This window comes from Paraburkholderia sp., assembly GCF_050742655.1.
GTDB lineage: Bacteria > Pseudomonadota > Gammaproteobacteria > Burkholderiales > Burkholderiaceae > Paraburkholderia.
Genome location: NZ_JBOIGG010000005.1, coordinates 223,559 through 237,455, shown reverse-complemented (window position 1 = coordinate 237,455; position 13,897 = coordinate 223,559). Strand labels below are relative to the sequence as shown.

The 13,897-nt window shown below is 64.3% G+C and carries 10 protein-coding genes; 6 read left to right on the top strand and 4 right to left on the bottom strand.

Features of this window, described 5'->3' with window-relative positions; all coding sequences use genetic code 11:
- The first annotated feature begins 59 nt into the window (after nt 1-59).
- Together ACREXZ_RS09940 and ACREXZ_RS09935 are read left to right on the top strand one after the other, a co-directional pair.
- Nucleotides 60-362: a putative quinol monooxygenase gene (locus ACREXZ_RS09940; RefSeq protein WP_431763881.1), complete on the top strand. Its 303-nt coding sequence runs from the start codon at nt 60-62 to the stop codon at nt 360-362.
- A gap of 164 nt (nt 363-526) precedes the next feature.
- A complete protein-coding gene (locus ACREXZ_RS09935; protein ID WP_431763880.1) occupies nt 527-1,486 on the top strand; it encodes a LysR substrate-binding domain-containing protein in 960 nt (319 codons plus the stop codon).
- Between the two features lie 91 nt (nt 1,487-1,577).
- Here ACREXZ_RS09935 and ACREXZ_RS09930 read toward each other — a convergent pair whose 3' ends face one another.
- The 3 genes from ACREXZ_RS09930 to ACREXZ_RS09920 all read right to left on the bottom strand — a co-directional run bounded on the left by ACREXZ_RS09930 (nt 1,578) and on the right by ACREXZ_RS09920 (nt 4,200).
- Nucleotides 1,578-2,759, bottom strand: a complete 1,182-nt coding sequence (locus tag ACREXZ_RS09930; protein ID WP_431763879.1) for an alpha/beta fold hydrolase — start codon at nt 2,757-2,759, stop codon at nt 1,578-1,580.
- 170 nt (nt 2,760-2,929) lie between these two features.
- Nucleotides 2,930-3,274, bottom strand: a complete 345-nt coding sequence (locus ACREXZ_RS09925) for a DoxX family protein (RefSeq protein WP_431763878.1) — start codon at nt 3,272-3,274, stop codon at nt 2,930-2,932.
- A 2-nt stretch (nt 3,275-3,276) separates the two neighbouring features.
- Complete coding sequence (locus tag ACREXZ_RS09920) at nt 3,277-4,200, bottom strand: NAD-dependent epimerase/dehydratase family protein (protein ID WP_431763877.1); 924 nt, start codon at nt 4,198-4,200, stop codon at nt 3,277-3,279.
- Between the two features lie 130 nt (nt 4,201-4,330).
- Between ACREXZ_RS09920 and ACREXZ_RS09915 the strand changes: the two genes are divergently transcribed.
- The 3 genes from ACREXZ_RS09915 (at nt 4,331) to uvrA (ending at nt 11,874) form a co-directional block, all read left to right on the top strand.
- Nucleotides 4,331-4,936 (top strand): TetR/AcrR family transcriptional regulator, encoded by a 606-nt coding sequence (locus tag ACREXZ_RS09915; RefSeq protein WP_431763876.1) that lies wholly within the window; start codon nt 4,331-4,333, stop codon nt 4,934-4,936.
- Between the two features lie 516 nt (nt 4,937-5,452).
- On the top strand, nt 5,453-5,833 hold the full coding sequence (locus ACREXZ_RS09910) for a helix-turn-helix domain-containing protein (protein WP_431763875.1): 381 nt from the start codon (nt 5,453-5,455) through the stop codon (nt 5,831-5,833).
- A 143-nt stretch (nt 5,834-5,976) separates the two neighbouring features.
- Complete coding sequence (gene uvrA / locus ACREXZ_RS09905; protein ID WP_431763874.1) at nt 5,977-11,874, top strand: excinuclease ABC subunit UvrA; 5,898 nt, start codon at nt 5,977-5,979, stop codon at nt 11,872-11,874.
- A gap of 95 nt (nt 11,875-11,969) precedes the next feature.
- Here uvrA and ACREXZ_RS09900 read toward each other — a convergent pair whose 3' ends face one another.
- Nucleotides 11,970-12,743, bottom strand: coding sequence for an SDR family oxidoreductase (locus tag ACREXZ_RS09900; RefSeq protein ID WP_431763873.1), 774 nt, complete (start codon nt 12,741-12,743; stop codon nt 11,970-11,972).
- Nucleotides 12,744-12,898: 155 nt separating this feature from the next.
- Between ACREXZ_RS09900 and ACREXZ_RS09895 the strand changes: the two genes are divergently transcribed.
- Nucleotides 12,899-13,813: a LysR substrate-binding domain-containing protein gene (locus ACREXZ_RS09895; RefSeq protein WP_431763872.1), complete on the top strand. Its 915-nt coding sequence runs from the start codon at nt 12,899-12,901 to the stop codon at nt 13,811-13,813.
- Nucleotides 13,814-13,897: the final 84 nt, after the last annotated feature.

The window sequence follows — 13,897 nt, the reverse complement described above, 5'->3', positions numbered from 1 at the left end:
AAAGTCCAACAGGTCCCCTACGCGTCCTCTGCGGCGCAACCTGACTGGAGGTTTTTCTTATGATCAAATTCGCACTTTTCGTCCGCCTGGAAGCCAAACCGGGCCAGGAGCAGGCAGTCGCCGACTTCCTCGCGGCTGGGCTCGAAATGGCGAACAGGGAGGAAACGACACCGATCTGGTTCGCGCTGCGGCTTTCGCCCAGTTCGTTCGGCATCTTTGACGCCTTCGAGAGTGAGCCCAACCGGCAAGCTCATCTGCAAGGGCCGATAGCCCAGGCGCTGATGGCAAAAGCCGGTGAACTCTTCGCGGTACCACCGGCGATCGAAGCCATCGAGGTGCTGGGCCTGAAGAACCAGGGATAAGCGCAGGCCAGCTCGCCTGGAGAGGGACTGTCGATGTCCGCTCTGCAACCACCAGACGACGCTTACCAAAGTCCCGGTAGCCGAAACCATTGACCTCCCATTCAGTCGATAATTCTGTTCCGTGCTCACCTGTCCGATAGCCTCGCTATCGAATTGAGGAACGAATGGACCGCTTGACTGGAATGGGAGTGTTCGTCGCGGCCGTCGACGAAGGCAGTTTCGCGGCGGCGGCGCGACGCTTTGGGTTATCCGCGGCGATGGCCGGCAAGTACGTCAGCGCGATCGAAGCCGGGCTGAATGCGAGGTTGCTCCAGCGCACTACGCGCCGCCTGCGTCTGACTGATGTCGGTCACGCCTATTACGAGCGATGCAGGCGAATTCTGGAAGCCTGCGACGAGGCAAATCGCGAGGCGAGCGATGCTAGCGGAACCGTCCGTGGCGTGCTGAGAATCGCCGCTCCCGTCACCTTCGGGACAATGCATCTCGGTGAACTCCTCGCGAAATACCTGGAAGCGTACCCGCACGTAAACATCGAAGTGTCGCTAAGCGACCGCTATGTCGATCTTCTGGAAGCCGGCGTGGACGTGGCAGTACGCATCGGACGCCTGCCCGATTCCACGTTGGTCGCGCGTCGGCTCGCGCCCTGTCGAATGGTGATCTGTGCGTCTCCAGACTACCTCCGGGACCACGGAACGCCGCGCAGCCCGGACGACCTGCGTAAAGCACCGCGGCTCACGTTTAGTGAAGCCGTGTCCGTCGGCGACTGGACGCTGGTCGACGCGAAGCATCGCGTGCACGTCATCGATGGCCCGTGCCGGATGACCGCCAACAACACCCAGATGCTGCTTGCAGCGGCACTTGCCGGTACCGGTATCGTCTACGGGCCGACGTTCGTGTTTGGAGAGCAGATCGCGCGTGGAACACTCGTCGAACTGCTGCCGGAGTACCACGCTTCGGAACTGACGATCCAGGCGGTCTATCCGAGCGCACGTCATGTACCTCTCAAGGTGCGCCACTTCCTCGATTATCTTGCAGCTGCATTCGGCGACGAGCCGCCGTGGGATCGCATTGCGCCGTCACGCCCTGTGCGCCAACGCCGTGCTCACGGCAGCAAACGCGCATAGGCACCGAACCCGTCGTTCCAGCGGTTATGTCTCCCGCGTGCGGCGACGAACCCGCCGCGTCCGACAATCTTCGCGGTGGCCAGGCAGCGGCCTATTCGAGGGTTTGCCTGGTCCCAAGCGGGTTGGAGATCCGTAGCTTCCATACGCCTTCATCGTCACGTGTCATCACCTGCGTAGCGGTGCCGGATTGACTGGCGCGCTGACCATCCGGCAGCGTCGCGGTCACCGCCCAGTCGAGCAATACCAGTGCGACGTCGTCGCTGACGAGCGTCAGCCGCACCTGGTTGTGGATGCGTGGCCCCGCCTTCAAGAGTTGCGAGAACTGGCGACGCAAAGCCTGACGACCGCTTGCGACATTTTCACCGTCTGCCATCCGCATCGTCGCGTTATCGTTGAACAGGGAGAGCAGGCCGTTGATATCCCCCGCATTGAATGCGGCATCGAAGGCGACAGGAACCTGCTCCGGCGCGTTGGGCCTTCCGGTATTGCCGTTCGATGCCCGTTCGCCGACAAACTGCCGGATCACCGTCGCGAGCGCAGAAGGAGCCTCGAGCGGCGACAGGTGCCCGGTCCCAGGCAATACATGGAGGCGTGCGCCAGCAATCCGGGGCAGCAGTTCCTTCTGCAAGGTCTCTACGCGATCGATCTGATCCAGTTCGCCTGCAATCACCAGCACGGGTACATCGATGGAGCCGACGTGGCCCGTGATGTCTTCGAGCATTGCGGCGTTGGGCCATGCAGCCTTGGCTTGCGGCGCGCCGCGCAGGCTGTCGACGACGACCTGATCACGCTGCGTCGGGGTGAGCGGATTTGCTGTCAGCACGTTGTCCAGCAACCACTCGATGGATTCGCGCGAATCGTAGGCCGCAGCCATCGCCGCGCGCTGCTCGTCGGCAAGGGCCATCGGCGAAGGGGGCGACGGAGCCACGAGCACGATACCTTCGAGTCCGTCAGGCCGGCGCGATGCGATCAACTGCGCTACTTTCCCGCCCATCGAGTGACCCACCAGAACGTAGCGCCGCAGCCCCATCGCTTCGATCACATCCTGTGCATCGTTCGCCAGATCGGCGATCGCGTAGCCCCGTTCGGGCGCCTCCGAGTCTCCCCATCCACGATGGTCGGTGGCGATGACCCGATACTGGCTCGACAGTTCGCTGGCAACCGCGTCCCATGTGCGGGACGATCCTCCCCAATAGTGCAGAAACACGAGTGCCAGCTCGCCGTCACCCTGTTCCGTGACATGAATGCTCGTTTCCCTCGTCCTGATATCCATTGCGATGCTCCTTGCTGGTGTGCCACGGCATGGTGGCGGACCGGTTCGGGCTCATCCCGGAACCATGGAGACATTCTGGATTTCGTCGACTCGTTTGATAATCACCGCTTTCCTATATGCAGCCGATCATGCGGTGATCGGATAGAAGGGCGGCTGAAGGCGAGCAAGCCTCAACCGCGGACCGCCACAGTAGCCACAACGAGTGCCGAGAACATCAGCGCCGGGGCGAGATGCCGGAACGGCTCGCGATTTCGTACCAACGTGAAAAGCGCGCCGATGATGATCGCACCGGCCAGCGTCAGGCCCAGGACTCTGGTTTGTTGTCCAGGAAGAAGTGCCGCACTGAACAGCTCGAGAGTGCCGCAGAGCAACCGAAACCATGCCGGATAACCCCAGCGTGCGAAGTCGCGCTTCACCGCGCCGGGTCCCGCGAGATTGACCATCCCGGCAACCGCGAACAGAACCGCCAGGATCGCCGCGAGAATCGATTCGAGAGATGCAGTGTTGAACGCCATCGTCATGCTCCGTTGCTTTGCTGAAAGTGCTTCTGTACAGAGAGGTCCGCAATCAGGCCCGGGCCGTGGGGTTCCCACGCAAGAACTCGCCGGGCATGCTGGCCGCTTACCGTCTGGTCGAGCGCCAGTGCGTCAGCAAATGGCCCAAGCGATTGGCGAGCATCGTCGAGCGGCCAGAATTCGACGCGGTCGGCGCCGACCGAGGCGCGAATCGCTTCGCCCATTTCGGCAACGGCAACGGCATCTTCCGCGACCACGTTGAAGATCTGTCCCGTGACCCGACCATTCCCGCTCGCTGCCTGCTCCACCGCGTTCAGGTAAGCCGTGGCGAGATCATCGACGTGCACGGCAGGCCAGTGGTTGCGACCATCGCCAACGACCCTCACACTGCCGGTCTGACGGACCATCCCGGCAAGCATGCCGAAGATGCCGCCGCCGTAGCCGTGCACCATCGCCGGCCTGAGAATCACTGCGGCAATCGAGCGGCGTGCTGCCAGCGCCAGCACGTCTTGCTCCACTGCGGGCCGCCAGGCGACGAGTGGTGTCGGGTTCAGCGCCGATGCTTCAGTCGCGGGCTCCCCCTCCGTATTGCCGTAGACCCAGGTGCCCGACGTATAGACAAACGCCGCGCCCGGATGCAAATGCGCAAGCATCGCCTCGGCCGCGGCCTTGTCGGCAACACCGGCGGAAGCATCGTTGGTCGACGCCATGTGCACCACGCCATCAGCGGCACCGGCAGTCGCAGCGAAAGACTGTGGCTCACGCAGGTCGCCGCCATGCAGTTTCACGCCGAGACCTGCCAGCGCGCTCGCGGCCGCCGACCTGTCGTCGCGCACCAGCGCCGTCACCTGATGGCCGAGGCCGATTGCCTTGCGCGCGACCGCTTGCCCGATGTAGCCCGTACCACCTGTAATGAACAGTTTCAAAGCGTTCTCCTTGATGATTGCCTGCAAAGTTGATAAATCACACAAACGAGACTTGTCGGTCTCGTTTTGACAAATCTAAACGAGACTGGGTAGTCTTGTCAACTGCTGGATGATCTGTTATTTATCTTCTATGAACACGTCTTCTCTCCCCGACCTGAGCCCGCTGCAACGCCGCAAGCGGTCCGCCATCCTCGACGGCGCGAAAAACGTTTTTTTAAGCCAGGGTTTCGGCCTGGCAACGATGGACGATGTCGCTGCGGCCGCTGGCGTCGGCAAACAGACGGTCTACCGCCACTTCAAGTCGAAGGAGGCGCTCTTCGTTGGTCTGGTGAGCTCGATGTGCGCTCAGGTGGGTGGATTTCTTGCCGGCGCTCAGGACGAGCAATCCGATGGATCACCCGAAGTCGAGTTGCGCGAGTTGGGATGGTTGCTGGCACGAAGCCTTATCGCGCCGGATAATCTGCGGCTTTACCGGGCCGTCATTGCTGAGGCCGAGCGCCTTCCGGAACTCGGCCAGGTGTTTTACGAAAATGGTGCAAAGGTCGTGCGTGCCGTCGCCGCAAGAATTCTGCGAAAGCGACTTGACGAATCGACTGCTGCATTCCGGGCAGCGACATTCGTCCAGTTGGTGCTAGGCGACGCGTATCTGGAACTGTCGATTGGCTACACGGTCCCCGATGTTGACGCGCGTTTCGCGCTGCAGATCGACGAGGCGGTGGCAGCTGCACTTCGCTGAGGAGCGTCGCATAAGATGTCGAGCCGCTGCACGCGGAGCGCACACCTTCCGATTCTCCGACGCACCAGGTCTGACGCAGGAGCTACCCGTTACGCGCGACGTCGCGAAGGAATTGAACGCGGCGCTGGCTCAGGTGGCGCTGGCCTGGATTCTGGGGCGCAGCGAAGTCAGTTCGGTCATCGTGGGCGCGCACGCCAGACCAACTGGCCGCTAACCTCGAAGCGCAGCAAACCAGGTTGAGCGCGGCGCAGACCGAACGTCTGGATCAGGTTTCGCAGCCGCATGTGCCTTATCCGTACTGGATGCAGCTGTTTCACGACAGGGACCGAATCGTCGTGTGATGGGTGAGCCGGCTGACGGGTGGCGGTCGGCTCCCACGCCGACCACTCTGGGATTCTTCGTAAATGGGCTATATACAACCCATTAACAGGGGTTGCGGGCGATATTGGACTCAGACATCGAGATTTGACGTCGATGTGCTATATTTAACCCATTAACGCAACTATTGGGTAAATAATGGCCCACACAGATGTATCGGTCGGCTCCCAGCCGAGGGGGCAAACAGATATTCCAACCTCATTCAGGCAAGAGCCGTACGAAGTGCGAAAGCTCGTGACCGAGCTTGGCCAGCGCATCCGTATCGCGCGTATCCGGCGGAACAAGAGCCAGGATGATCTTGCGCGTGCCTGCGGGATCACCCGTCGCACGCTGTATCGACTCGAGCAGGGCGATTCAGGAATCGCGAATGGCACATTGCTGACCGTACTCTGGGCACTGGGCCTGCTCGATTCCGCCGCCGGCATTGCAGATCCCGATACCGATCAGCACGGAAAGATTCTCGAAGCGGCAAAACGACCGACACGCGCACGCGTCGAAAAGCTCGATAACGACTTTTGAGCATCATGGCCAGCAAGGAAAGCTGTTACGTCTACAGTCAGGGTAGAAAACTGTATAAACATACAGTATAGTGTTCCGGTCAATTCCGGCTCTCGCAGCGCCATGTCCTGAAGCCGGATCAACCCCTTCAGACGGTCAGCAAATTGTCCTCTCACGGAACCATCCGCATCCGCGGAGCTCGCCAGCACAATCTCAAGAACGTCGATCTCGACCTGCACACCGGTGAAATGACGGTGGTCACCGGGCCGTCCGGCTCGGGCAAGTCGAGCCTCGTGTTCGACACGCTGTATGCAGAAGGCCAGCGGCGCTACGTCGAGACGTTCAGCGCGTACGCGCGGCAGTTTCTCGACCGGATGGACCGGCCGCAGGTGGATCGCGTCGACGGCGTGCCGCCGGCAATCGCCATCGACCAGACCAACCCCGTGCGCAGTTCGCGCTCGACGGTCGGCACGATGACCGAGCTGAACGACCATCTGAAGCTGCTGTACGCGCGCGCGGCCGAACTGTTCGACCGGCGCAACGCGCAGCCGGTCCGGCACGACACACCCGAAACCATCTACGCGGAACTGCTCGCGCGCACCGAGGCGGACGATCAGCGGCTCGTCGTCACGTTTCCGGTCGAGTTGCCCGAGTCCGCGTCGGATGCGGAGATCGAGCAATGGCTGTCCGCGAGCGGCTATACGCGCGTGCAGGCGCAGCGCGAAGTCGCATCGCCCACAGGCCCGCGCAAGGTGCTCGACGTCGTCGCGGACCGCTTCCGGCTGCGCAACGTCGACAAGGCGCGTGCGGTCGAGGCGATCGAGGCATCGCTGAAGCGCGGCGCGGGCCGCGTGAACGTGTACGTGCTGCCGGCCGACAACTCAGAGACCAGCGCCGACGTCGACGCGACGATATGGCGCTTCTCCACCGGCCTGCACAACCCCGACAGTGATCTGCGCTACGCAGACCCGCAGCCTGCGTTGTTCTCGTTCAATTCGGCGTACGGCGCGTGCGAAACCTGTCGCGGGTTTGGCCGCGTGATCGGCGTCGATCTCGGCCTCGTCATCCCCGATGCGCGCAAGACGTTGCGCGGCGGCGCGATCAAGCCGATGCAGACGCCCGCGTGGAAAGAATGCCAGGACGACCTGATGCGCTACGCGGCGAAAGCCGACATCCGTCGTGATACGCCGTGGGCGGACCTGACCGACGCGGAGCGCCACTGGGTGATCGCCGGCTCGCCGGACTGGAACGGCAAGTGGCAGAGTCAGTGGTACGGCGTGAAGCGCTTCTTCGAGTACCTGGAATCGAAGGCGTACAAGATGCATATCCGCGTGCTGCTGTCGAAGTACCGCAGCTACACGCCGTGCGAAGTCTGCGGCGGCGCGCGGCTGAAAACAGAATCGATGCAATGGCGGCTCGGCACGAAGGCGAACGCCGACTCGGTGCTCGCGCCGACGCAGCGTTTCCTGCCGCGCGGCGTCGACTGGAATCGCGCGCAACTCGAAGCGCTGCCGGGGCTCACGGTGCACGACGTGATGCTGCTGCCTATCGAGCGCATCCGCCGTTTCTTCGACGACATCGCGCTACCGAGCGCGCTGCTCGACGACGCGTTGAAGCTGCTGCTCGCGGAAGTCCGCACGCGGCTCAAATATCTGTGCGACGTGGGGCTCGGCTATCTGACGCTCGACCGGCAAAGCCGTACGCTGTCGGGCGGCGAGGTGCAGCGGATCAACCTCACCACCGCGCTCGGCACGTCGCTGACCAAGACGCTGTTCGTCCTCGACGAGCCGAGCATCGGGCTGCATCCGCGTGACCTGAACCGCATCGTCGAGGCGATGCATCGGTTGCGCGACGCGGGCAACACGCTTGTCGTCGTCGAGCACGATCCGTCGGTGATGCTGGCGGCGGACCGTTTGATCGACATGGGCCCAGGTCCTGGCGAACGCGGCGGCACGATCATCTACGACGGCACACCCGCCGATATCCGCAAGGCCGGCACACTGACCGGCGACTATCTCGCGGGTCGCAAGCACGTCGCCGACGCCGCGCACTGGGCGCGCCGCGAAGTCACCGACGACACGCCGCGCATCGTGCTAGAAGGCGCATCCGAACATAACCTGCGCGACGTCACCGTCGAGATTCCGCTGCAGCGGCTCGTCTGCGTGACGGGCGTGTCGGGCTCGGGCAAGTCGACGCTGCTGCAGGACGTGCTGTACCCGGCGCTCGCGCGCCACTTCGGCAACCCGACGGAATCGCCGGGCGCGTTCCGCAATCTGTCGGGCGCAGAGCACGTCAGCGATGTCGTGTTCGTCGACCAGTCGCCGATCGGCAAGACCGCGCGCTCGAATCCGGCCAGCTACGTCGGCGCGTTCGACGAAATCCGCAAGCTGTTCGCGAAGGCGCCGCTCGCACAGCAGCGCGGCTACAGCGCCGGCATGTTCAGCTTCAACTCGGGCGACGGCCGCTGCCCGACCTGCGGCGGCTCGGGCTTCGAACACATCGAGATGCAGTTCCTGAGCGACGTCTATCTGCGCTGCCCCGATTGCGACGGTCGCCGCTATCGCGCGGAAATTCTCGAAGTGAAAATCGAGCATGGCGCACCGGCGCGCGCGCTCAGCATCGCGGACATTCTCGATCTGACGGTCAGCGAGGCGGTCGCGTATTTCGCGGCCGATGCCGATGTGCTGCGCGTGCTGCAGCCGATCGTCGACGTCGGGCTCGAGTACGTGAAGCTCGGCCAGCCGGTGCCGACGCTGTCGGGCGGCGAAGCGCAGCGGTTGAAGCTCGCGGGCTTCCTCGCCGAAACGGCGGCGCCACGCAATGCACGCCCGGCACGTACCGTGAAACCGCAAACCGCTGGCCGTCTCTTCATGTTCGACGAGCCCACCACCGGCCTGCATTTCGACGACATCGCGAAGCTGATGCGCGCGTTCGGCAAGCTGCTCGCGGGCGGCCACTCGCTGATCGTGATCGAGCACAACCTCGACGTGATCCGCGCGGCCGACTGGCTGATCGACCTCGGTCCCGAAGGTGGCGACGGCGGCGGTCTCGTGCTGTGCACGGGTACGCCGGACGACGTGAAGCAATGCGAGGGCTCGCACACCGGCGTCGCGCTGACGCAGTACGACCGCGCGATCGGTGTCGCGCAAACGGACACAGCAGCGTCGGGCCTGCCGCTGCAAACCGCACTCGCGGCGGCGCGGGCGCGTCGCGCGGTCGAAGGCGAGGGTGTCGTGCGCATCGTCAACGCGCGCGAGCACAACCTGAAGGCGCTCGACGTCGATATCCCGCACGGCAAGTTCAACGTGATCACCGGCGTGTCCGGCTCGGGCAAGTCCACGCTCGCATTCGACATCCTGTTCCACGAAGGCCAGCGCCGCTACCTCGAATCGCTGAACGCGTATGCGCGCTCGATCGTGCAGCCAGCCGGCCGGCCCGAGGTCGACGCGGTGTACGGCATTCCACCCACGGTCGCGATCGAGCAGCGGCTGTCGCGCGGCGGTCGCAAGAGTACCGTCGCGACCACGTCCGAGGTCTGGCACTTCCTGCGTCTCTTGTACGTGAAGCTCGGCATCCAGCATTGCATTCACGACGGCACGCCGGTCGCCGCGCAGAGCGTCGAGTCGATCGCGGCGCAATTGCTGCGCGATCATCGCGGCCAGCACGTCGGGCTGCTCGCGCCGCTCGTCGTGAACCGCAAGGGCGTGTACACCGATCTCGCGAAGTGGGCGAAGGCGCGCGGCAATACGCATCTGCGCGTCGATGGCGAGTTCGTGCCGGTCGATCCGTGGCCGAAGCTCGATCGCTTCCGCGAACACACGATCGAACTGCCGGTGGCCGACCTCGTCGTATCGGCCGACGACGAAGCGGAACTGCGTCGCCGGCTCGATGAAACGCTCGAGATCGGCAAGGGCGTGATGCATCTGCTCGCACCGCTCGACGGCCTGCATGACGCGCTGGGCAAAAGCCGCGGCACCGCGCGGATCGGCGAAGTCAAAGTGCTGTCGACGAAGCGCGCGTGCCCGGTGTGCGGCACCAGCTATCCGGAACTCGATCCGCGGATGTTCTCGTACAACAGCAAGCATGGCTGGTGCACGACCTGCGTCGGCACGGGCCTCGCGCTCACGCGCGAACAGCGTGCCGCATACGACGACACGGTACTCGCCGAAGACGGCCGCGGCCGCGAACAAAGCCTGCCGTCCGAAGAACAGGAACCGGAAGGCGTCGGCGACGAACCGTGTCCGGATTGCGGCGGCACGCGATTGAATCCGGTCGCGGGCGCGGTGACGTTCGAAGGCGAGGCGATCGTCGCCGTCGCGCAATGGACGGTGACCGACACGCGCCAGTGGATCGACGGGCTCGAGCTGACGGGGCGCGACGCGGACATCGCACGCGACGTCGTCAGCGAGATCGGTAGCCGGCTGCAGTTCCTCGAGGAAGTCGGGCTCGGCTACCTGAGTCTCGATCGCGCGGCGCCGAGTCTGTCCGGTGGCGAAGCGCAACGCATCCGGCTCGCGGCGCAGCTCGGCAGCAATCTGCAGGGCGTCTGTTACGTGCTCGACGAACCGACCATCGGCCTGCATCCGCGCGACAACCGGATCCTGCTCAACGCGCTGCGCAAACTCGGCGACAAGGGCAACACGCTGGTCGTCGTCGAGCATGACGAAGATACGATTCGCCGTGCCGATCACATCATCGATATCGGACCGGGCGCGGGCAAGCGCGGCGGCACGCTGATCGCGCAAGGCAGCGTCGCCGATCTGGCCGCGCAGCCCGGGTCGTTGACCGGGCAGTTTCTCGCGCGGCCGATCGCGCATCCGCTGCAGGCGCGGCGCACGGTCGAACCGCCGCGCAAGAACCGGCCAGCAGTGCCGGAGCAATGGTTGACCGTGCACGGCGCGAAGCTGCACAACCTGCGCGACGTCACCGTCGGCATTCCGCTCGGGCGGCTCGTCGCGGTAACGGGCGTGTCCGGCTCGGGCAAGTCCACCCTGGCGCGCGACGTGCTGATGACCAATCTGCTCGACGCGGTCGGCCGGTCGGTGCTGTCGTCGCCGGCGACGCGGCGTGCGCGCAAAGCCGTGCAGCAGGATGAGCCGCGCACGAACCGCCGTTCGAGCGTGCTCGCGCGTTGCGCACCGCGGCCCGCGTTCACGGTAAGCCACGCGTGGCACGGCTGCGAGTCGATCACCGGTTGGGAAGCGATCGACCGAGTCCTCGAAGTCGACCAGACGCCGATCGGCAAGACGCCGCGCTCGTGCCCGGCTACCTACATCGGCCTGTGGGACACGATCCGCAAGCTGTTCGCCGAAACGCTCGAAGCACGGGCGCGCGGCTACAGCGCGTCGCGCTTCTCGTTCAACACCGGCGATGGTCGCTGCCCCGCATGCGAAGGGCAGGGCGTGCGCACGATCGGCATGAGCTTCCTGCCGGACGTGAAGGTGCCGTGCGACGTGTGCCACGGCCAGCGCTTCAATCCGGAAACGCTCGCGGTCACGTGGCGCGGCAAAAACATCGGCGACGTGCTGACGATGGAAATCGACGAGGCCGTCGAGTTCTTCGCGTCGATGACGAACATCTCGCATCCGCTGCAGTTGATGAAGGACGTCGGGCTCGGCTATCTGACGCTCGGCCAGCCGTCGCCGACGCTGTCGGGTGGCGAGGCGCAGCGCATCAAGCTCGTCACGGAGTTGAGCAAGGTGCGCGACGACATCACGCGGCGTGGGCAGAAGGCGCCGCACACGCTGTACGTGCTCGACGAACCGACGGTCGGGCTGCACATGGCCGACGTCGCGAAGCTGATCCGCGTGCTGCACCGGCTCGCCAACGCGGGGCACAGCGTCGTCGTGATCGAGCACGATCTCGACGTGATCGCCGAGGCGGACTGGATCATCGACCTCGGTCCCGAAGGCGGCGCGAGCGGCAGCACGATCGTCGCGTCGGCGGCACCGGAGCAACTGGTGCGCGTTGCGCGCAGTCATACGGGCGAGGCGCTCGCGCCGGTGCTGGCGCGCGGCGGTGAGCGGCCGGAGGATGAAGCGGCACGGGTGAGTGTGGGGTAACGTTTGTCCCGTGTCCGATGCAATGCGACACGCGCAGCGTAGCAACAGGAAACGCCGGCGGAGAATATAGTCCGCCGGCGTTTTTTCTTATCGCTCTACTTCGTCGTATACCCGCCGTTGATCAACAACGTCTGCCCCGTAATCCACCACCCATCAGTCACGAGATGGCGGATCAGCGGCACGACGTCCTCGATATCGGTCAACCCCGTCTTGCTGAACGACGACAGCGATGCCGCGGTCTTGTGATACGCGACCGCGTCGGCGCCCTCGGCGGGATAGAAGAACGGCGTGTCCATCGGGCCAGGCCCGACCGCGGTCACCGAGATGCCGCGCGTGCCGAACTCCTTCGATGCCGCGCGCGTGAAGTGCTCGACCGGCGCCTTGCCGCCCGCATACGCCGCGTAGAACGGCGTGAACGCGCCGAGCAGCGACGTGACCAGCGTAACGACTTTACCGTTGTCTTCGAGATGTTTGCCCGCTTCCTTGATGAAGAAGAACGCACTCTTCGAATTGACCGCGAACATCTCGTCGTACTCGGCCTCGCTGATCTCGACGAACGGTTTCTTCAACACCTTGCCGACGGTGTTGATCGCGATGTCGATCCGGCCGAATGCGCTCTTCGCATCGTCGAACAGTTTCTCGCACGCGGCGGCCGTCGTCAGGTTTGCCTGGAACGCGCGCGCATCGGCGCCGCTTTGTTTGATCGCGGCGACGGTTGCTTCGGCCGCATCGGCGGTTGAAGCGCTGTTGTAGTGGACCGCGACCGCCTTCGCGCCATGCGAAGCGAGATCGCGTGCGATCAGGCCGCCCAGATTCTTTGCGCCGCCCGCGATCAGCGCGACCTTGCCGTTGAGCGAATGATCTGCCATGAAAACCTCCTCGTTCAGGTTGGGCGTTCAGTCTAGGCAAAACATTGTTAAAGATAAGCCTGCGAATGCTGGATTAATTATCCCGATTGCTGAACAATCTTTGCGGTCGCGGACCGTTATGCACAACGCGCGTGCGGAGTTTTCCAAGGGAGACGATGGACCGGCTCGATCAACTGAAGGTATTCGTGCACATCGCGGAGATGGGCAGCTTCATCAAGGCGGCGAACCTGCTCGAACTGCCGCGCGCGACGGTGTCCGCGGCGATCCAGCAACTCGAGGCCGCGATGGGCACGCGGCTGCTGCACCGGACGACGCGTCGCGTGCAGCCGACCGCCGATGGTCTGCTGCTGATGGACCGTGCGCGCGAACTGCTCGCGCAGGCCGAGGATATCGACCGGCTGTTTCGCGCACGTCTCGACGTCGCGGGTCGCCTGACCGTCGACGTGCCGAGCCGCATCGCGCGACGGCTCGTCACGCCGTCACTGCCGGGACTGCTGCGGCGTCATCCGAAGCTGCAGCTCGCGCTGCGTTCCGCGGATCGTTCGATCGATCTGATTCAGGAGGGCGTCGACTGCGTGATCCGTGTCGGCGAGCGGGTGGACAGCAGTCTCGTCGTGAGGCCGCTCGGTCGCATCGCGCTGATCAACTGCGCGAGCCCTGCGTATCTGAACGAGCACGGTGTGCCGACGCATCCGCAGCAGTTAGCGGACGGGCACTGGATGATCGGCTACGCATCGCCGACGACCGGTCGCGAGTTGCCGTGGGAATACGTCGACCCGCACGCGGACGAAGAACGCGTGCTGCATCTGCCGGTGCCGAGCCGCGTGATCGTCAACAACGCGGAGACCTACATCGCGTGCTGTATCGCGGGCATCGGGCTGATCCAGATTCCGCGCTTCGACGTGCAACACCTGATTGATGAAGGGCGGCTCGTCGAGGTGATGCCCGCACAGCGCGCGCCGTCGATGGATGTATCAGCGCTCTATCCGCACAGGAGACAGCGCTCGCGTCGGCTCAACGCGTTCGTCGACTGGTTCGAGGATCTGATCCAGCCGCATCTGGAGCGCTGAACGCAAGCGGCGCATCTCGCGTGCACGCACGGGGCATGGCTCATGAAGTGAGGCCGGCGGCACCGCATCGCACGCGGTACTTCG

Bases quoted from the DNA above. Each gene is read 5' to 3' on its own strand.
- ACREXZ_RS09940 (WP_431763881.1), top strand. From the start codon at position 60: ATGATCAAATTCGCACTTTTCGTCCGCCTGGAAGCCAAACCGGGCCAG.
- ACREXZ_RS09935 (WP_431763880.1), top strand. From the start codon at position 527: ATGGACCGCTTGACTGGAATGGGAGTGTTCGTCGCGGCCGTCGACGAA.
- ACREXZ_RS09930 (WP_431763879.1), bottom strand. From the start codon at position 2,759: ATGGATATCAGGACGAGGGAAACGAGCATTCATGTCACGGAACAGGGT.
- ACREXZ_RS09925 (WP_431763878.1), bottom strand. From the start codon at position 3,274: ATGGCGTTCAACACTGCATCTCTCGAATCGATTCTCGCGGCGATCCTG.
- ACREXZ_RS09915 (WP_431763876.1), top strand. From the start codon at position 4,331: ATGAACACGTCTTCTCTCCCCGACCTGAGCCCGCTGCAACGCCGCAAG.
- ACREXZ_RS09910 (WP_431763875.1), top strand. From the start codon at position 5,453: ATGGCCCACACAGATGTATCGGTCGGCTCCCAGCCGAGGGGGCAAACA.
- ACREXZ_RS09900 (WP_431763873.1), bottom strand. From the start codon at position 12,743: ATGGCAGATCATTCGCTCAACGGCAAGGTCGCGCTGATCGCGGGCGGC.
- ACREXZ_RS09895 (WP_431763872.1), top strand. From the start codon at position 12,899: ATGGACCGGCTCGATCAACTGAAGGTATTCGTGCACATCGCGGAGATG.